Raw genomic sequence first — 19,293 nt, 5'->3', positions numbered from 1 at the left:
GATTCGACCGCGACAGTGCCCCTAAACGGCCGGCTTCTTGAAGGCTTGCTTGTGGGAGATGCGCGATATCAGCTCGGTGAGCGACAGCACCATGGTGGATCGCACCATTTGCAGATAGCGCTGCTGCTGCATACTGCGTAATGCTTCGTCATCCCGGGTGAAGTCAGGTTGTGGCGGCCACGCTACAACGCAGTGCAGTTCACCAAATGGCCCCAGAATCTCATCGTCAGTAAAGCGGTAGTCGCTGGTGTCGTGATTGAGTTCTTCACGCAGCGCCAGCAGCAGCTCACAATCTTCATATTCATGGCGATTAATCACGCCCAAACCGTAAATCAGTTTCAAACGCACCGATAGCTCGCCCAGCGGACCGTCACCGAGCAGCAGCGGTTCAACCGCGTACTTTACGGCATAATCGTCTTTACGGAAAACCTGCAACACAAGCAGGTTGACCGCTTCAGCCAATAGCTCAACGGCGGCGATCAGGAAGCTTCTCACCGATCGACCGGCGTTCAGGCGCTCAAGCACCCGGTTTTCAAAAGCTTGCTTCTCTTCCATTATTGCCTGCATCGTTCCGCTACCGCCGACGGGCACGGTTGGCACCGCGCCCGAGTGAGCTATTAAAAGGCGCGCATTATGCCATAGCGTTGTAAGCACTCACCACTGAGGTGACCACTTCGCTATTGGCTTCCAGTCCAGAGATCTCGGCCAGCGTTGCCTGCGGGCCTTTTTCAGCCAGCAGGGCAGCCAGTTCCTGCGCCTGCGGATCGGCTTCGCTGCGGTAGTGCATCGCGGCAGCAATACCCTGCACCAGGTTGGCGTGTGGCAGGTGGTACTCAAGGGTGCCGAGCGTGGGTTTGATCAGACGATCGCCCGCGCTGAGTTTACGCAGCGGCTGGCGGCCAACACGTTCAACATCATCTTTCAGGTACGGATTTTCGAAACGAGTGAGGATTTTCTGGATGTAAGCGGCGTGCTTGTCGGCATCAAAGCCATAGCGCTTGATCAGCACCTCGCCGCTCTCCTGCATCGCACCCTGCACCACGGCACGCACTTTTTCATCCAGAATCGCATCACGGATGGTGGCGTGGCCAGCTAACTGGCCAAGATACGCGGTGATGGCATGGCCGGTATTCAGCGTGAAGAGTTTGCGCTCGACAAATGCCATCAGGTTATCAGTCAGCTCCATGCCAGGAATGTTTGGCAATTCACCTTTGAACTGCGTTTTATCGACAATCCATTCGCTGAAGGTTTCGACTGTCACTTCCAGCGGATCGTTGCTGCCGGCCTCAGATGGCGGCACGATGCGGTCAACGGCGGAGTCGACGAAGCCAACGTGCTCTTCAACCCACGCGTGATACTGTTCTGGCAGCGCTTTCAGAACGTGCTGCTTCAACTGACTGGTGCCGTGCACCATGTTTTCACAGGCGATGATATTCAGCGGACGGACATTACCGTTGTCGCTGCGTTTGGCCAGCCCCTTCGCCACACCGCCCGCGATGCGCTCCAGAATCTGCGGACCAACCGCCGTGGTAACGATATCAACCTCAGCAATCAGCGTGACGATGTCGTCGCTGGTGCTGTTCACTGCGCTAACGCCGGTAACGATTTCGACTTTTGCCTGCTCGCCAACCACATGAACCGGATACTCATGACGGGCGTTAAGGGCATCCAGAACCACCTGATTCACATCCGCGAAGACCAGTTCGATACCGGCATCAGCCAGTAACTTACCGATAAAACCGCGACCGATGTTACCTGCTCCAAAATGTAACGCTTTCATAAATTTGACCCATATCAAATGACGAAAGGGCGGGCAAATCCGCCCCGGAAATGTGGGACGGGCTTGCCCGCCCCAGGGAAATTAAAACGTGGTATTACGCTTTCACGGTGTTACCTGACAGCAGATCCAGCACATCCTGCACGCTGGTGGTGTTCGCCAGCTTCTCAATCACGCTGTCATCATCCAGCGCGTTGGTCAGGCTGGTAATCACCTGAATGTGTTCGTTATTGCGAGCCGCAATACCAATCACCAGGCGCGCCACGTCATCGGCTTCTTCGCCAAACAATACGCCCGAAGGGTACTGGCAGAACACCACGCCAGTTTTCAGCACGCGATCTTTGGCTTCCACGGTGCCGTGTGGCACGGCGATAGACTCACCGAGATAGGTCGGGGTCAGCTTTTCACGTTCCAGCATCGCTTCAACGTACTCTGGCTGGACATAACCGCCTTTCACCAACTGCTCACCAGCAAAGCGAATCGCCTGCTCTTTGTTGCTGGCGCTCAAGCCCAGGAACACGTTGTCCGCGCCCAATTTAAACAAGTTAGCACTGCCATCGTCGTAGCTGTCTGCCAGCGTGGTCTGCACGGTTTCACGATGTGCTTCACTGCGGTTAGCGGCGATCAGACGTTCAGTCAGATTGCTGTACAGCGCGCTATCGAGGAAGTTGTTCAGCGAAATATGCTGCGCCTGCGGTGCCTGGCGCATCGCACGCTCGGTCAGATCGCGGTGAGTAATCACCAGATCCACATCGCCCGGCAGTGAGTTAATCGCGCTGTTGGTCACCGAGATATTGCTCAGGCCGGCATCCTGCACTTTCTTACGCAGCACACCTGCACCCATGGCGCTGGAACCCATACCGGCGTCACAGGCGACGATGATTTTACGCACGTGGCTCACATCAACGCTGTTGGCATCGGCGATAACCGGAGAACCGGCAACGGCCTGACCTTTAGACTGCGCTTTCATATCACGCATACGCTGAGTCGCAGCTTCGATATCGTCATCTTCTTTTACTTTGCTGGTTTTCAGCAGGATAGAAGAGACCACGAAGGAGACGGCAAACGCCGCGATGATGGCCGCGATGTTGGCGAAGTATGCGCCTTTTGGCGTCATCGCCAGTACTGCGAGAATAGAACCCGGAGACGCTGGAGAGACCAGACCGCCATTCAGTACGGTCAGGGTAAACACGCCTGTCATACCACCGAGGATCACTGCCAGCAGCAGACGTGGCGCCATCAGCACGTACGGGAAGTAAATTTCGTGGATACCACCGAGGAAGTGGATGATTGCCGCACCGCCTGCAGACTGCTTAGCGCTACCGCGACCAAAAATCATGTAGGCAACCAGTACACCCATACCTGGGCCTGGGTTCGCTTCAATCAGGAAGAAGATGGATTTACCGGCTTCGCTAGCCTGCTGGATACCCAGTGGCGAGAAGATACCGTGGTTGATGGCGTTGTTGAGGAACAGGATTTTCGCCGGTTCAACAAAGATAGAAGTCAGTGGCAGCAGGTTGTTCTGCACCATCAGGTTTACGCCCGCCGCAAGGATGTGTGACAGACCTTCGACCAATGGACCGATGCCGATGAACGCCAGCAGCGCCAACAGCATACCGATGATACCGGCTGAGAAGTTGTTAACCAGCATCTCAAAGCCGCTTTTGATTTTACCATCAACCATACGGTCAAAGGTTTTGATCGCCCAGCCGCCCAGTGGACCGGCAATCATCGCGCCGAGGAACATCGGCATATCTGCACCGACAATCACACCCATGGTGGTAATGGCACCGACCACGCCACCGCGATCGCCGCCCACCAGACGTCCACCGGTGAAACCGATCAACAATGGCAGCAGGTAAGTGATCATTGGGCCGACGAGTTTCGCCAGCGTTGCGTTTGGAATCCATCCGGTTGGGATGAACAGTGCTGTGATGATACCCCAGGCGATAAACGCACCGATGTTTGGCATCACCATGTTACTCAGAAAGCGACCAAAGCTCTGGACCTTGACCTTCGCTGATGAGGACATAAACCCACCCCTTATTGAGACGCGCTGCAATAAGAGCGCGGTTGTTTTTGTTAAGACTTTTATTGAGCCGTTCCGGCGCGGGCCGTGGCATCACTGTATGCACGCGGACTCTAGCACTAGTTTATTACGCTGCGTAGCATCCGGGATAAGTGTGATGCAGATCACTCAAAATTGGGGTGGTCAGGGTGCTATAAGGTGATGAAGATCACATAAATAGAGTGTAAGAAAAGTACGAAGGCGAAATTTTAAGCAAAACAACGGGATAAATGTGACTTAAGTCACCTTTGCAGCTCTCAGGTTTGTTTCATAAGTGTGATTGAGATCACAAACTATTTTTGGTTGAAAATGCGTCAGATCACACAATAGCGATGCTGATAAGTAAGGTGTAAGGAAGTGACGAAAAATCTGAAAGATGCAATGAAAAGTATGTCAGGAAAAGGGCGACCTGTTAGTCGCCCCTGAACGCATTCAAAGCGAGGTTACAAACCACCTTGCACAGCATTCTGTGCCTGAGTCAGGGCTTGAGCATTGCTGGAAAGGTTGCTCATCAGGGTATTGTACTGCGTGGCCTGATCCTGCGTTGGGAACTGAACGCCACCGTCATTGAAGGTCACACGCGTGCCCTGCGACTGCAGATAATCACCGGTTTGCACCGCCGCCTGGCTCAACGCCTGAAGCTGAGGCAGTAGCGGAATCAGTGTACCCGCTGGCTGCGTCACCACTTTGGCGTAGACGCTGTCATACACTTTCTTCAGATCGTCAGGCTGCTTCAGCGTGGCTTTGCTGCTGTCGGCCTCCATTTTGGCACTCTGAATCTGCTGTGACAGCACACTGAGGTTGCCGCTCGCCTGACGCAGACTATCGCGACGGGTCAGATAATCTTGTGGCACACGAATCGCAGCCAGTTCATCAACCACAGGGCGCATGCCTTGCTCAACCGCCTGATTGGCCTGCTGTGAGAAGCCATACAAAATGGCGTAGTCGCCCGCGTAGTTGCCAAAAGTCTGCTTCTGGTTTTCGCTCAGGCTGGGCAGATGCTCGCCGCTGCGCATTGCGGTGTTCTGCAGGAAGTCTGTGAAGGCTTTACGTTGATCGCCTTCTTTATCGCCACAGGCGGTAAGTTGCAGCACAACCAGTGCGCTGATCATAAGCATGCCGGTACGCATCCAGATGCGGGATAATCCTGACGCCATGTTGAACTCCTGTTATGGCTAATTTCGATTCGGTGGGAATGGTCCTAAAGGATAGTGCAATGGCCTGGCGTGTACAACGGGTTGAGGCGCGGCAAACTGTGGGAAAAGGCGCACTCTGGCGCGCCGGATTAAGGTCATGAAAGAAATGTGCGGGTGGTCGACCCTGGAGGTTGTACTCCATCGACACCAACGAAAGCAGGCAAAAACCGAACCCAAAGGCTGAAATCACCTGGCGGCATCTGGCAGTCCGCACTGATGCCGCCAGATTGTGATTTAAAACACCAGCGCCTGCCCATCCTTCCGGCTTTCAGTGGCGGCAATGTAGAAGCCCTGCGGGTCACGCACAATCGCCTGCGCACCGCCAAAGTTGTAGCTCTGTAATGGATCCTCCACCGTAATCTGGTGACCCATTTCGCGCAGTTTCGCCAGCACATTACGGTCGATACCCGGTTCCACCACCACCGCACGGCCTTGCTCAACACGCCAGCGCGGCGCATCAATCGCTGCCTGCGGGTTTTGCTTGTGCTGCATGATGCGCAACGCCAGCTGTAAGTGCCCCTGCGCCTGCATCGGGCCGCCCATCACGCCAAACGACATCAATGGCTGTCCCGCCGCATCCAGCGCAAACGCCGGAATAATAGTGTGGAAAGGACGTTTGCTACCGGCCACTACGTTCGGATGCTGCGGATCGAGCGAGAAGCCGCAACCGCGATTCTGCAAGCTGATGCCGGTGCCCGGCACCACCACGCCTGAACCAAAGCCCATATAGTTGGACTGAATAAAGGACACCATCATGCCGCTAGCATCGGCAGTCGAGAGATACACTGTGCCGCTCTGCTGCGGGGAGCCGAAGGTAAAATCCCCGGCCTGGTCAGGATTGATGAGCTGAGCGCGCTGCTTGAGGTAGCTGTCACTCAGCAGCAACTCTGCCGGGAATTCCAGATGGTCGTAATCGGTGACGTAACGATCCAGATCGACCAGCGCCAGCTTCATCGCTTCAATCGACAAGTGCAGCCACGGCACGGAATCAGGCGTGTAGCTGCCGATGTCCCACTGCTCCAGAATGCCGAGCGCAATTAGAGTGGCGATGCCCTGACCGTTGGGCGGTAATTCCTGCACCGAGCCATCGGCAAACGGGCGTGACAACAGATCCACCCAATCGGCGCGATGGTTGTTGAGATCGGCCATGCTCAGTGCCGCGCCGTGCTGCCCGGCAAATGCCACCATTTTTTCCGCCAGATCGCCCCGATAGAAGGCTTCCCCCCTGGTTTCGGCGATTTTCTGCAGTGTGGCGGCCTGCGCCGGGTTACGGAAAAGCTCACCAGCACGCGGCGGTCGGCCATCTGGCGCAAAACACTCAACAAAACCCGGCTGAGACTTCAGTTTGTTGTAGCCGCGCTGCCACAGATGGGCGATCAGCGGCGAAACCGGGAAGCCGTCGCGGGCGTACTCGATCGCCGGTTGTGCCAGTGTGGTCAGCGGCAGCGTGGCAAAGCGCTCGGCCAGCGTGACCCAGGCAGAAACCGCGCCCGGTACGGTCACGGCTTCCCAACCGGTTTCCGGCATGGTGCTCTGTCCGGCAAAGCGTTCTGCATTCCAGCTGGCGGGGGAGCGACCGGAGGCATTTAAGCCATGCAGCGCTTTCCCATCCCAGATAATGGCAAACGCATCGCTGCCAATGCCGTTGCCGGTGGGTTCCAGTACGGTGAGCGCCATCGCGCTGGCAATCGCCGCATCTACCGCATTACCGCCCTGTTGCAACATGCGCATCCCCGCCTGTGCCGCCAGCGGTTGAGACGTCGCGACCGCATTGCGACCCATCATCGGGGCGCGGTGCGAGGCATAGCTAACGTTGAAATCCAAATCGCTCATAAATTGACGTTCCTCTGCTTCATGCTGGTGCGCATCTGCCGCACTACTGTGCATCATCGGTAGGCAAAACATCGAGAATTTAATAATAAGTCAGATAATTCATACTGATAGAATATTGGCACTTTTTTTGAATGTGTTTATGCAGATGCAGGAGCGATAGCGGGCAACCGATGTCGCCAGACAATTTGCAATGGGTCACTAGGGTTCCGGTCGAAAGATGCTGGTCCGAGAGTGACCGACCGTCCTCTGACGGTTACACGGCGGGACAAAAGCCCGGGAGGAAAGCGAGATCGTTGCTCGCCGCCTCCTGCTTTTATTTCGCCCGTTAACGCCAGAGGAACCATCATGATCAAAGCCTGCCTTCGCTTGCTGTTGCTTTGCACCGTCGCACTGTTCAGCGTCAATACGCTGGCCGCCGACAAACCCTCCTTCAAGATCTGTTGGTCCATTTACGCGGGCTGGATGCCATGGGATTTCGCCCAGCAGAGCGGCATCGTGAAAAAATGGGCCGATAAATACGGCATCGACATCCAGTTTGTGCAGGTCAATGACTACATCGAATCGGTGAATCAGTACACCGCCGGCGGCTTTGACGGCTGCACCATGACCAACATGGATGCCCTGACCATTCCTGCCACCGGCGGCGTGGACAGCACGGCGCTGATCGTCGGCGACTACTCCAACGGCAATGACGGTATTTTGCTGAAGGGCAAAGGCAACATTGCCTCGCTCAAAGGCAAGCCGATCAATCTGGTCGAACTCTCGGTCTCTCACTATCTGCTGGCGCGTGCGCTAGAGAAATCGGGCATGAGCGAGAAGGATGTCAAAGTGGTGAACACCGCGGATGCCGATCTGGTGGCGGCGTTCGGCACGTCTGACGTGCATTCCATCGTCACGTGGAACCCGCTGCTGGCCGAAGCGGAAAAGCAGCCAGACAGTCATTTAATCTTCTCTTCAGCACAAATCCCCGGCGAAATCCTTGATCTGCTGGTGGTGAATACCGCCACGCTGAAAAAGTATCCGCAGTTGGGCAAGGCGCTGACCGGTGCCTGGTATGAAACGCTGAAAACCATGTCCGGCGCGAGTGACAGCGCCAAAGCTGCGCGCACGCAAATGGCGCAGGCTTCCGGCACCGATCTGGCGGGCTTCGATCAGCAGTTGGCCGCCACTCACTTGTTCAGCGATGCCAAAACCACCCTCGATTTTGTCGACAGCCCGCAGTTGAAAGCCACCATGCAACTGGTCGCAGAGTTCTCCTTCAAGCACGGTTTACTGGGTGAAGGCGCACCGAGTGCTGATGTGGTGGGCGTGGAAACGCCAGCAGGCAATTGGGGCGATACCAACAACCTGAAACTGCGCTTCACCGATGAGTTCACCAAACTGGCCGCTGCGGGTCAGCTTTAAGCGAGACGATGCCGATGCGTAAATTGATCAACTACCAACCGCTGCCGCTCGGTCGCCTGCTGCTTGGCATCCTGCCGCTGCTGGCGCTGCTGCTGGTCTATCTGTTCGCGTCGGATGCGCGTCTCAGCCTGAACGCCGCAGACAAACTGTTGCCAGGGTTTAACGCGATGGGGGACGCCATCAGTCGCATGGCGTTTCAGCCCAGCCCGCGCACCGGGGAATACCTGCTGTGGACCGACACCGCCGCCAGCCTGATGCGCCTGCTGAGCGGGGTGGCGATCAGCGCACTGCTGGCGCTGGCGATTGGCCTGTTCACCGGCGCGCTGCCGGTGGTGCGGGCAGTGCTGGCACCGCTGGTGACGGTAGTCGCGCTGGTGCCACCGCTGGCGATTCTGCCGATTCTGTTTATCTGCTTTGGCCTCGGTGAAGTGTCGAAAGTAGTGCTGATCGTGATCGGCATTACTCCGCTGATTGCGCGCGATTTGCAGCTGCAGGTGGAGAAAATCCCGCGCGAGCAGCTGGTGAAAGCGCAGACGCTCGGTGGGCACAGCGCGCAGATTTTGTGGCGCGTGATCCTGCCGCAGATGATGCCGCGTCTGCTGGATGCGGTGCGTCTGTCGCTGGCGTCAGCGTGGTTGTTCCTGATTGCTGCTGAAGCGATCGCCGCCACCGAAGGGCTGGGGTATCGCATCTTCCTGATGCGCCGTTATCTGGCGATGGATGTGATTTTGCCTTACGTGGCGTGGATCGCGCTGCTGGCCTTTGTGCTCGACCTGCTGCTGCGGCTGATCAGCCGTCGCTGCTGGCCGTGGTATCACGCGAAATGATTCAGGAGCGAACCATGCCATTACTACAACTGAAAAACCTCGAAAAGCATTACGGCGATCAGGTGGTGCTGGAACGTCTCAACATCAACGTCGAGCAGGGCGAGTTTGTGGCGATTGTCGGGGCATCCGGCTGTGGCAAAACCACTTTCCTCAACATGCTACTTGGCACCGAATCGCCGACCAAAGGCCAACTGCTGCTGGACGGTGAACCCATCCCCGACGAACCCGATGCCCATCGCGGCGTGGTATTCCAGCGCTATTCGGTGTTTCCCCATCTGACGGTGCTCGGCAACGTGATGCTGGCGGAAGAGTTCAGCAGCGCCCGCTGGCTGGGACGTGTGTGGGGCAAAAAGCGCCAGGCGATTCGTCAGCGTGCGCAGGCAATGCTGGCGCAGGTTGGCCTGGAGCATGCGCAAAACAAATACCCGCACCAGCTCTCGGGCGGCATGCAGCAACGCCTGGCGCTGGCACAGGCGCTGATGAAACAGCCGCGTATCCTGCTGCTTGATGAGCCGTTTGGTGCGCTCGATCCCGGTATCCGCAGTGAAATGCACCAGCTGATTACCCGCCTGTGGCAGCAGCACAACCTGACCATTTTTATGATCACGCATGACCTGAAAGAGGGCTTCAGCCTGGCTTCGCGCCTGCTGGTGTTCGACAAACTGCGTCATGACCCGCACGCGCCGCAAGCCTGGGGCGCGACTATCACTTACGACCTGCCGCTGGATCGCACACAGCCTGATGTTGCGCTGCCATCTGAGCCGCAGGTGGCTTAAAGGAGCACCACATGAATGCTTATCAAACCCTGTTACCGGCGGGATCGCACTGGTCGCTGGTGATGCGCAGCGGTACGGCGCTGACACTGACCGATATTGAAGGCGGTGCCAACGTCGGCATGCTGTTCTACAACCCGGAAAATCTGCTGGAGCGCTACAACGCGCCCGATACGCTGAAGTGCCAGCACACTTTCCGCCTGACGGTCGGGCACTGCCTTTATTCCGATATGGGGCGCATTTTTTGCGGCATCGAAGAAGACAGCTTCGGCTGGCATGAGAGCGTCTGCGGCACCTTAAATGCTGAGCACACTGCCGCACGCTTCGGCGCCAGCGACTATCAGCAGGCGCGCAATCTGCGCCATCAAAACGGCTACGACAGCTTCCTCGTCGAGCTGGCGAAATACGGGCTTGGCCAGCGAGATGTCGCCTCCTGCCTCAACCTGTTTGCCAGGGTGCGCGCCGATGATAACGGTACGCTGCAACTGGAACAGCAGGGTGCGCCGGGTGCACAGGTGCGACTGCGCTTTGCCATGGACACGCTGGTGATCCTGCACACCTGCCCGCATCCGCTGAATGCCAGCAGCGAATATCCGCGCCAGCCGGTGCAGATCGCACTGGACGCCCAGCGCGCGCCGCTGCCGGACATTTGCCTGGCGCGTGCCGAAAACCAGCGCGGACTGCGCAACAACGCACTCTATCAGCTGCAAGGAGAAATCTGATGATCACTGAAAGCTTACTCAATTCCGCCGAAGCGCCATTCCAGCAGCAGGTGAACGCCGGTGATTACTGGCTGCAGCGCATCGAAGCGGGCCAGACCTTGCGTATCACCGATCTGGAAGGGAATCAGGCTGCCGATACCCTGTTCTTCAACGGCGACGACACTGCCGAGCGTTACAGCATGAGCGATACGCTGCGCGGGCAAAAGAATGTGTTCCTCAGTGCGGGCAGCGTGCTGCGTTCCAACTTGGATCGCCCGATGCTGACGATAACTGCCGATACCTGTGGTCGCCACGATACGTTGGGCGGCGCCTGCTCCTGTGAAAGCAACACCGTGCGCTACGACCAGGAGAAGCGCCATATGCATTCCTGCCGTGACAGCTGGATGCTGGCGGTGGCCGAGAAGCCAGAATTTGGCCTGACGCGTCGCGATATCACCCACAACATCAACTTCTTTATGAACGTGCCGGTGACGCACGACGGTGGTTTGACCTTCGCCGATGGCATTTCTGCACCGGGTAAATACGTCGAGATGGTGGCGGAGATGAATATCCTGGTGCTGATCTCCAACTGCCCGCAGCTCAACAATCCCTGTAACGGTTACAACCCGACGCCGATCTTAGTCAGCGTGTGGTGAATCTTTGACGCAACGGGACGACCCGTTTTTAAGCCGTCATTGTCCCTGCAGGACGACCTGCCGTAATAAGAGATTTCACTCATGATTGATCGCGTATTGATTGCCAACCGTGGCGCGATTGCTGTGCGCATCATCCGTACCTTGCAAGCGATGAACATCCGCGCGATTGCGGTGTATGCCGAAGCCGACCGCCACGCGCGCCATGTGCGACTGGCCGATGAAGCCTGGTCGCTGGGCGAGGGGCAGGTGCGAGACACTTATCTTAATCAGCAAAAAATACTGGAAATTGCCGCACAGAGCGGGGCGCAGGCAGTGCATCCCGGTTACGGATTCCTCAGCGAAAATCCCGAGTTTGTGACGCGCTGTGAAGCGGCCGGCGTGCAGTTCCTCGGGCCGAGTGCCGGGCAGATGGCCGCGTTCGGTTTAAAACATCGTGCGCGTGCGCTGGCACAGGAGAATCAGGTGCCGCTGCTGCCGGGCAGTGGTTTGCTGACTTCGCTGGACGAAGCGCGAGTGATGGCGGAGAAGATTGGCTACCCGGTAATGCTGAAAAGCACCGCCGGTGGCGGCGGTATTGGCATGCAGCGTTGTGATGATGCCGAACAGCTCAATGCGGCGTTTACGCGTGTTAAACGACTGGCAGGCAATAATTTCGCCGACGATGGCGTATTTTTAGAGAAGTTTATCGCCCGCGCGCGCCACATTGAGGTGCAGATCTTTGGCGATGGTGCTGGCAATGTGATTGCCCTTGGCGAGCGTGACTGTTCTGCTCAGCGCCGCAATCAAAAAGTGCTGGAAGAGACGCCCGCACCGGGATTGAGTGCGGCGGTTCGCGCTGAGCTACAAGCAACTGCGGTGCGACTGGCGCGTGCGGTCAACTACCGCAGCGCGGGCACCGTGGAGTATGTCTACGATGATGCCAGCCAACAGTTCTGGTTTCTTGAAGTGAACACCCGTTTGCAGGTGGAGCACGGCGTCACTGAAATGGTGTATGGCGTGGATTTGGTACGCTGGATGGTGGAGCTGGCACAACAAACGTTACCGCCGCTGCACACCTTATCGACCGAAGCGCAAGGCCATGCGATTCAGGTGCGCCTGTACGCTGAAGACCCGGCCAAACAGTTCCAGCCCAGTGCCGGTTTGCTCAGTCACGTCCAGTTCCCGACGGAAAGTGAGGACGCCACGCTGCGCATTGACAGCAGCGTGGAAACCGGCATGGAAGTATCGCCGTTCTACGATCCGATGCTGGCGAAAGTGATTGTGCATGCGGCCAGCCGTGAGGTGGCATTGCGCAGTCTGGCACAGGTGCTGGACGCCACCGAGCTGTACGGTATCGAAACCAATCTGCTGTGGTTGCGCCATCTCTGTTCCCTGCCGGAAGTGCAGCAGGGCCGCATCATCACCGCCACGTTGGGCGGCGTGCAGTGGCAACCGCCCACGCTGGATATCCTCAGCGGCGGCACCTTGACCACGGTGCAGGATGCGCCTGGCCGTGTCGGTTACTGGCATGTCGGTGTGCCGCCGTCTGGCCCGTTTGACATCCGCGCGTTCCAGTTGGGTAATCGCTTATTGAATAACGACGCGCAGGCGGCGGGGCTGGAGATTACCTTACGCGGTCCCACGCTGCGTTTTAATCAGGCGTGCAGTTTTGTTCTGACCGGCGCACCGATTGCCGCGCAGCTGGATCTGCAGCCGTTAACGATGCATCAGATTGTCACCGCGCAGGCCGGGCAAACCCTGACGCTGGGCGATGTGAGAGAAGGGTGCCGCAGCTATCTGCTGCTGGCGGGCGGCTTGAATACGCCGCGCTATCTTGGCAGCCGCAGCACCTTTACGCTCGGCAAGTTTGGCGGTCACGCCGGGCGGGCTTTGCGGGCGGGCGATGTATTGCATCTTGCCGAACCGCAGGTGCTGGCAACGGCAGACTTGCCTCGCGAGTTGGTGCCGGAACTCAACGGCGAATGGCAGCTGCGGGTGATTTACGGCCCGCACGGCGCACCGACCTTCTTTACCGATGATGACATCGAGGCGTTCTTTGCCGCTGAGTGGCAGGTGCATTATAACTCCAGCCGTACCGGCATTCGCCTGATCGGACCGAAACCGACCTGGGCGCGCAGCGACGGCGGTGAAGCGGGCATGCATCCTTCCAATATTCACGACAACGCCTATGCCTTTGGCACGGTGGATTTTACCGGCGATATGCCGGTGATCCTCGGCCCGGACGGTCCTTCGCTCGGTGGCTTTGTCTGCCCGGCCACGGTGATCGAAGCCGATCTGTGGAAGCTGGGACAGCTCAAAGCAGGGGATCGCGTGCGCTTCCTGCCGATCGATCTCAGCAGTGCGGATCAACTGGCGCAGGCAGAGCGTGAAGCGATCATCAAACTGCAATCCGTACCGCTTACAGTGAACGCTGCGCTGCCCCTTATTGATCCACTATTGCACCATCAGGCGGCAGAAAATGGCCGCCCATCGCTCAGTGTGCGTGCAGCAGGTGACCGTTTTCTGCTGGTAGAGTATGGCGATTTGATGCTGGATATCGCCCTGCGTTTCCGCGTGCACGCGCTGATGCAACAGCTGGAAGCCCATTCTCTGCCGGGTCAGCTGGAATTAACGCCGGGCATCCGTTCGCTACAGGTGCATTACGACGCACAACACTGTGTGAGAAGTGAGCTGTTGGCGCAAATTTTGCACATTGATCATGCGCTAGGCGACCTCAGCGAGGCCGCTGTGCCCTCGCGTACTGTGTGGTTACCGCTCAGCTGGGACGATGCGGCCTGCCGTGAGGCGATAACCCGCTACAGTCAGTCGGTACGCCCCAATGCGCCGTGGTGCCCTAGCAATATAGAATTTATCCGCCGCATCAATGGTCTGGCCAGCATTGATGAGGTGAAGGAGATCGTGTTCAGCGCCGCCTATCTGGTGATGGGGCTGGGCGATGTCTATCTCGGTGCGCCCGTGGCGACGCCGCTCGACCCGCGTCATCGCCTGGTGACCACGAAGTACAATCCGGCGCGCACCTGGACAGCAGAAAACTCGGTAGGTATTGGCGGCGCTTACATGTGCGTCTATGGCATGGAAGGGCCGGGCGGTTATCAGTTTGTCGGGCGCACCATGCAGATGTGGAACCGCGATCGACAAACCTCGGCCTTCACACAGCCGTGGCTGCTGCGCTTCTTTGATCAAATCCGTTTTTATCCGGTCAGCGCCGAGGAATTGCTCAGCATTCGCGAGCGTTTCCCGTGGGGTGACTATCCGCTGCGGAGCGAAGAGGGCGAATTCCGCCTTGCAGATTATCAGGCGATGCTGGTGGAGCAGGCGGAGGAAATCGACGCCTTCCAGCAGCAACGTCAGCAGGCTTTTGACTGTGAACTGGCGTGCTGGCGAGCAGAAGGGCAATTCACCTTCGACAGTCAGCTGCAGGAACAGAGTATTGAAGAGATTACGGTGCCTGCAGGGTGTAGCCCGGTAGAGAGCCTGGTGGCGGGCAGCGTGTGGCAATGGTTGGTTGACGAAGGCAGTGAGATTGAAGCGGGTGCCACGGTAGGCATTCTCGAATCTATGAAGATGGAAATCCCGATCGTGGCGCCAGTCAGTGGAAAAATCCATAGTTTCTATCGGCAGGCTGGGCAGCAAGTGCAGGCGGGTCAGTTACTTATGGTGATCGATCCTTCTGCGGCATAAGTAAGAATAAAAAATAATCAGTAATCAGGCAGCAAAGCCGGGGATTTGACCCATAATTAGTAACCCGGCTGATTGTTGCATTGCCATGACATCTTTTCGCAGTGTGCAACAGGCTGTGTCCCGTAACGGTTTAATAAAAAATCGAAAAGACCGCTGCGGGATACAGCCTGACTTGGCCGGGTTTCAGCGCCTGGTGGCGCTTACCTCTCTACTTTCACGTGCTTCATAGTGAGTTTTAAGGAGTTCTCTATGGAAATAAAAGATCCAATGGTCGAGTTATTGAGTAGCCTTGAGCAGATTGTTTTGACACGTGATGCACAGCCTTCCGTATCAGAAATTACACTCAACGCAGTATCCGTTCCCGAGCCACAGCGTTTACGCGAAATGACCGGCATGCAGGTGGATGAGTTCGCCCGCGTGATGGGGGTGAGCGTTTCATCTGTAAAAAGTTGGGAGGCGCAACGCACGCGCCCATCCGCTACGGCACGTAAACTGATGAAACTGCTGCAAGCGAATCCCTACCTGGGGCGGCAGTTGCTCGAGTAAAAAGACTATCGGTTCTCTGACCCGCCTGCACGGCGGGTTTTTTTTAGCTCAATCCGCCGTATTTCGCCGCCTGTTTCACAAACCAACTCTCTGGCACGCTGTGTGGTGGCTGCGCCAGCTGATCAATGCCTTGCTGAATGATCTGCTCTGCCTGCTGCCACAATTGCGGATCGCCTTGATTCAACAACTGAATCTGGATCTGTTTTTCAATCAGGTAGATACGTGCAAAGTCGGGATCGAAATGCACAATGGCGCGGGTGTTGTCGATGATATCGGCCAGCTTGATGGTTTGCGCATCGGGACAGGCTTCGGCGGTATGGCGGAAGTGCGCCAGTTTGCGGGCGGCGCGGTTTTTCGCCTCGGGCTGCGCGCTGTCAGTCAGCATGTCGACCAACTGCGCGACGCGCTGTCCAAAATGGCTCTCAATGTCCTGTAACGTGCTCGGGGTATCTTCCACGGTGTCATGCAGCCAGGCGGCGGCAATCATCTGTTCATCATCGGTGACGCTGCGCACCAGTTCGGCCACCGCAGCTGGGTGCACTATGTAAGGCTCATCGGTGTATTTGCGACGCTGACCCGCAGCAGCATGTGCCTGCGTGGCATAACGGCGCGCTTGCTCTTCCAGTGAATCACGCATCTTTAACACTCCGGAATAAAGTTGCTTGCAATTATCTAGCGCGCTATCTATATTGAATCGCATGAACAGTAATCAAGATGACAAAAAAGTGCAGCAGACGCCACTCCAGGTTGATCAACACCTCTGCTTCGCGCTCTATTCGGCGAATCTGGCGATGCACAAAGTCTATCGCCAGCTGCTGGCTGAGCTGGAGATTACCTATCCGCAATACCTGGTGATGCTGGTGCTGTGGAATCAGGATGATGTGACCGTAACGGAGATTGGCGAGCAGCTTTTCCTTGATTCAGCCACGCTGACGCCGCTGCTGAAACGCTTAGAAGCCGCGGGTTTGTTACGCCGTCAGCGTTCGCGTCGCGATGAGCGCCAGGTGGTGGTGACCCTGACAGATGAAGGTCGTGCGCTGCGTGAACGAGCACAAAGCATTCCCGAGGCGGTACGCTGTGCCACCGCCTGTGACGATGACACCTTGATTGCTTTGAAAAATCAGCTGGACGATTTGCGCACCAATCTTAACCGCGCCAAATAAAGCATTTTGGATGTCGCCAATGCGGCATCCTGGATATCAACGTCAAAACTGCGCATAGATATATAGTGCGCGATTATATAGCGAATAGTGAGGTTAATATGTCTTTAGATAAAGTTGTTTATACCGCAAAAGCCAAAGCCACCGGCGGCCGTGATGGTCGTGCGACTTCGTCTGACAACGTGCTGGATGTGAAACTGGGCGTGCCAAAAGAGATGGGCGGCGCAGGCGGCGAAGTCACTAACCCAGAGCAGCTGTTCGCCGCGGGTTACTCAGCGTGCTTCCTCGGTGCGATGAAGTTTGTGGCTGGCCGTGACAAAATCACCATGCCAAAAGATGCGTGGATTGAAGGCGAAGTCGGTATCGGCCCAATTCCAACCGGTTTTGGTATCGAAGCTAAACTGAACATCCACCTGCCAGAGATGGATGCAGCCGAAGCGCAGAAACTGGTGGATGCGGCACACATTGTTTGCCCGTACTCTAACGCCACGCGCGGCAACATTGATGTGACTCTGAATATCCTCAACTAAGGTCGCTGCCAGTCCAAAGAGAGGCTCCATCAGGGGCCTTTTATCATTTTATGGGGTCAGATCAATTATTGTCTGGTCTTACCATTGGTTAAATGTTCTACTGCTGCGCTGCATGCGCCTTCATTGCCGTTCCGGTTCAGATTCGTCCCGTTCCTGCTCGTTGCTTGCGCTTTTCTCGCTCACGGACGAACTCTATTGACTTTAAATAGTCCCATTTAAGGTTGGTTTATTGACACCGGGTCAGGAATGAATAAGTAAATGAATTATATCAAAACGTTAACGCAGCAAAAGCTGTCGCTGTTGCTTGCGCTCTATCTCGGCATCTTGTTGAATTTGCCAATTTTTTATCGCCGATTTGACGGCTTCCTAACGAAATCCACCCTCTCTAACTGGCTTTCTGCGGTCGCAGAAGTGACCGCTGCGGTGCTGCTGACGTTTTTCCTGATGCGTCTGCTATCGCTGGGCGGTAAGTGGGTTTATCGCATCCTTGCCACGTTAACCGTGGTAATTTCCGTGGCTGCCGCCTATTACATGGCTTTCTTTAATGTGGTGATCGGCTACGGCATCGTGGCCTCAGTGATGACCACTGATGTCGATCTCTCTAAAGAAGTGGTCGGCATGCGCTTTGTGCTGTGGATGGTGCTGGTCAGCGCGCTGCCGCTGCTGCTGATTTGGCGTAATAACCTTAGCCAGACCTTGATTGAGCAATTGAAAACGCCGGGCCAGCGTCTGAAGCCTGCGCTGATCATGCTGTTGAGCGTAGCGCTGGTGTGGTTGCCGATTCGCTACTTCGACAAACTGCAAAAAGTGAATGAAGAGATCACCAATATCGACCTGCCAAGTTACGGCGGGGTGGTGGCGCACTCGTATTTGCCTTCTAACTGGATTGCGGCGCTAGGTCTGTTTGCCTGGACCAAAGTCGATGAAGAGATGGATGGGGCGGAACTGCTCGATCCAGCGAAGAAGTTTACTTACGTGGCACCGCCGGGCATTGATGATACCTATGTGGTGTTTGTGATTGGCGAGACCACGCGCTGGGACCACATGGGTTTGCTGGGCTATGACCGCGATACCACGCCGAAGCTTTCTAAAGAGAAAAACCTGGTGGCGTTCCGCGGTGAGTCTTGCGATACCGCCACTAAGCTGTCGCTGCGCTGCATGTTCGTGCGCGAGGGCGGCACCATGGATAATCCTGGCCGCACGCTGAAAGAGCAGAACGTTTTTGCGGTGATGAAGGAGCTGGGCTTTACCTCTGAGCTGTTCGCCATGCAGAGTGAAGTGTGGTTCTACGATAACGCCGATGTGAATAATTTCTCGTTCCGTGAGCAGATTGGTTCTGAGAAGCGTAATCAGGGTAAAGCGGTGGATGACATGCTGCTGGTGCCAGAACTGCAGGCCTCGCTGCAACGTTTCCCGAAAGGTAAGCATCTGGTGGTGTTGCACACTAAGGGTTCGCATTATCTGTATTCACAGCGCTATCCGCGCAGCTTCGCCCGTTATCAGCCGGAATGTATGGGCGTGGATGAGACCTGTAGTAAAGCGCAGTTGATCAATGCTTATGACAACTCGATTCTTTACGTCGATACCATGCTGGATAGCGTGCTCGATCAGTTGCGTGATAAGAAGGCGATTGTGTTTTATGCCGCCGATCATGGTGAGTCGATCAGCGATAATATGCACTTACACGGCACGCCGCGTGAGATGGCGCCGCCGGAGCAGTTCCGCGTGCCGATGATGGTTTGGGCCTCTGATAAATATCTCGAAGATCCCACCAACCGCAGTAACTTCGAGCGTTTGCAGGCGCAGCAGCGCGTAGGGAAAACCCATCGTCATGTTGAGTTGTTCGATACCATTTTAGGCTGCCTGGGCTACAGTTCGCCGGATGGCGGGATTAAAGCGGCGAATAACTGGTGTCAGGCACCAGCGGCGACGCCTGCTAAAGCGTTGTAAGGGTTTTCTGGAAGGTGTTGAGCGGCTGGGCTTTTTGCGGCGCTGTTTGCTTTCCAGGCGATCTGGCGGTTTTTATGGAATAGGGATTGATGCTCCCAAGGGGGAGTATTAATTTTCGCCCCCTTCGGCGAGTATCGCAGCTTGGTATCGCAACTGGTTTGGGACCCGTGGGTCGGAGGTTTGAATTCTCT

Annotated in this window: 16 protein-coding genes and 1 riboswitch; of the genes, 10 read left to right on the top strand and 6 right to left on the bottom strand. The window is 56.4% G+C overall.

The features are described 5' to 3' along the window. Positions 1 to 21 precede the first annotated feature (21 nt). From RT340_RS07905 to RT340_RS07885, 5 genes are all read right to left on the bottom strand, one after another. Entirely contained in the window at positions 22 to 555 is a 534-nt protein-coding gene (locus RT340_RS07905) for an MltR family transcriptional regulator (RefSeq protein WP_034827734.1), read from the bottom strand. 76 nt (positions 556 to 631) lie between these two features. Then, positions 632 to 1,780: a mannitol-1-phosphate 5-dehydrogenase gene (gene mtlD / locus RT340_RS07900; protein ID WP_313375225.1), complete on the bottom strand. Its 1,149-nt coding sequence runs from the start codon at positions 1,778 to 1,780 to the stop codon at positions 632 to 634. A 94-nt stretch (positions 1,781 to 1,874) separates the two neighbouring features. Beyond that, positions 1,875 to 3,809: a PTS mannitol transporter subunit IICBA gene (locus tag RT340_RS07895; RefSeq protein WP_097118473.1), complete on the bottom strand. Its 1,935-nt coding sequence runs from the start codon at positions 3,807 to 3,809 to the stop codon at positions 1,875 to 1,877. A 479-nt stretch (positions 3,810 to 4,288) separates the two neighbouring features. Next, on the bottom strand, positions 4,289 to 5,002 hold the full coding sequence (locus tag RT340_RS07890; protein ID WP_313375223.1) for a DUF3053 domain-containing protein: 714 nt from the start codon (positions 5,000 to 5,002) through the stop codon (positions 4,289 to 4,291). A 273-nt stretch (positions 5,003 to 5,275) separates the two neighbouring features. Beyond that, positions 5,276 to 6,874 carry a gamma-glutamyltransferase family protein gene (locus tag RT340_RS07885; protein WP_211728861.1) on the bottom strand — a complete coding sequence of 533 codons (1,599 nt, stop codon included), beginning with the start codon at positions 6,872 to 6,874 and terminating at the stop codon, positions 5,276 to 5,278. A 187-nt stretch (positions 6,875 to 7,061) separates the two neighbouring features. Continuing rightward, positions 7,062 to 7,156: riboswitch (guanidine-I (ykkC/yxkD leader) on the top strand. Positions 7,157 to 7,219: 63 nt separating this feature from the next. On the opposite strand from RT340_RS07885, the gene RT340_RS07880 reads away from it, so the two are divergent. The 7 genes from RT340_RS07880 (at position 7,220) to RT340_RS07850 (ending at position 15,462) form a co-directional block, all read left to right on the top strand. Then, on the top strand, positions 7,220 to 8,278 hold the full coding sequence (locus tag RT340_RS07880) for a putative urea ABC transporter substrate-binding protein (protein WP_058961101.1): 1,059 nt from the start codon (positions 7,220 to 7,222) through the stop codon (positions 8,276 to 8,278). Between the two features lie 14 nt (positions 8,279 to 8,292). Beyond that, complete coding sequence (locus tag RT340_RS07875; RefSeq protein ID WP_058961099.1) at positions 8,293 to 9,105, top strand: ABC transporter permease; 813 nt, start codon at positions 8,293 to 8,295, stop codon at positions 9,103 to 9,105. 14 nt (positions 9,106 to 9,119) lie between these two features. Further along, positions 9,120 to 9,881: an ABC transporter ATP-binding protein gene (locus tag RT340_RS07870; RefSeq protein WP_097118480.1), complete on the top strand. Its 762-nt coding sequence runs from the start codon at positions 9,120 to 9,122 to the stop codon at positions 9,879 to 9,881. 11 nt (positions 9,882 to 9,892) lie between these two features. Further along, positions 9,893 to 10,600 (top strand): urea amidolyase associated protein UAAP1, encoded by a 708-nt coding sequence (locus RT340_RS07865; RefSeq protein ID WP_313375207.1) that lies wholly within the window; start codon positions 9,893 to 9,895, stop codon positions 10,598 to 10,600. Then, positions 10,600 to 11,235, top strand: a complete 636-nt coding sequence (locus tag RT340_RS07860; protein WP_313375205.1) for an urea amidolyase associated protein UAAP2 — start codon at positions 10,600 to 10,602, stop codon at positions 11,233 to 11,235. Before RT340_RS07865 ends, RT340_RS07860 begins: the two co-directional genes overlap by 1 nt. An 81-nt stretch (positions 11,236 to 11,316) precedes the next feature. Next, entirely contained in the window at positions 11,317 to 14,916 is a 3,600-nt protein-coding gene (uca, locus tag RT340_RS07855; RefSeq protein ID WP_313375203.1) for an urea carboxylase, read from the top strand. 249 nt (positions 14,917 to 15,165) lie between these two features. Next, entirely contained in the window at positions 15,166 to 15,462 is a 297-nt protein-coding gene (locus RT340_RS07850) for an HTH-type transcriptional regulator (RefSeq protein WP_034827767.1), read from the top strand. 43 nt (positions 15,463 to 15,505) lie between these two features. Here the strand turns inward: RT340_RS07850 and RT340_RS07845 are convergent, their stop codons facing one another. Next, positions 15,506 to 16,099 (bottom strand): HD domain-containing protein, encoded by a 594-nt coding sequence (locus RT340_RS07845; RefSeq protein ID WP_045815024.1) that lies wholly within the window; start codon positions 16,097 to 16,099, stop codon positions 15,506 to 15,508. Positions 16,100 to 16,160: 61 nt separating this feature from the next. Here RT340_RS07845 and RT340_RS07840 point away from each other — a divergent pair, with 61 nt between their 5' ends. From RT340_RS07840 to eptB, 3 genes are all read left to right on the top strand, one after another. After that, positions 16,161 to 16,625 (top strand): MarR family winged helix-turn-helix transcriptional regulator, encoded by a 465-nt coding sequence (locus RT340_RS07840; RefSeq protein WP_097118484.1) that lies wholly within the window; start codon positions 16,161 to 16,163, stop codon positions 16,623 to 16,625. 98 nt (positions 16,626 to 16,723) lie between these two features. After that, on the top strand, positions 16,724 to 17,152 hold the full coding sequence (locus RT340_RS07835; protein ID WP_097118485.1) for an organic hydroperoxide resistance protein: 429 nt from the start codon (positions 16,724 to 16,726) through the stop codon (positions 17,150 to 17,152). Between the two features lie 258 nt (positions 17,153 to 17,410). Then, entirely contained in the window at positions 17,411 to 19,102 is a 1,692-nt protein-coding gene (gene eptB / locus RT340_RS07830) for a kdo(2)-lipid A phosphoethanolamine 7''-transferase (RefSeq protein WP_097118486.1), read from the top strand. Positions 19,103 to 19,293 lie beyond the last annotated feature (191 nt).

Origin of the sequence: Pantoea sp. CTOTU50773 (assembly GCF_032082325.1) — a bacterium.
In the GTDB taxonomy this organism is placed as follows: domain Bacteria; phylum Pseudomonadota; class Gammaproteobacteria; order Enterobacterales; family Enterobacteriaceae; genus Pantoea; species Pantoea communis.
Note: the sequence above shows the minus strand (reverse complement) of the source record. Positions and strands in the feature narration are given on the sequence as shown.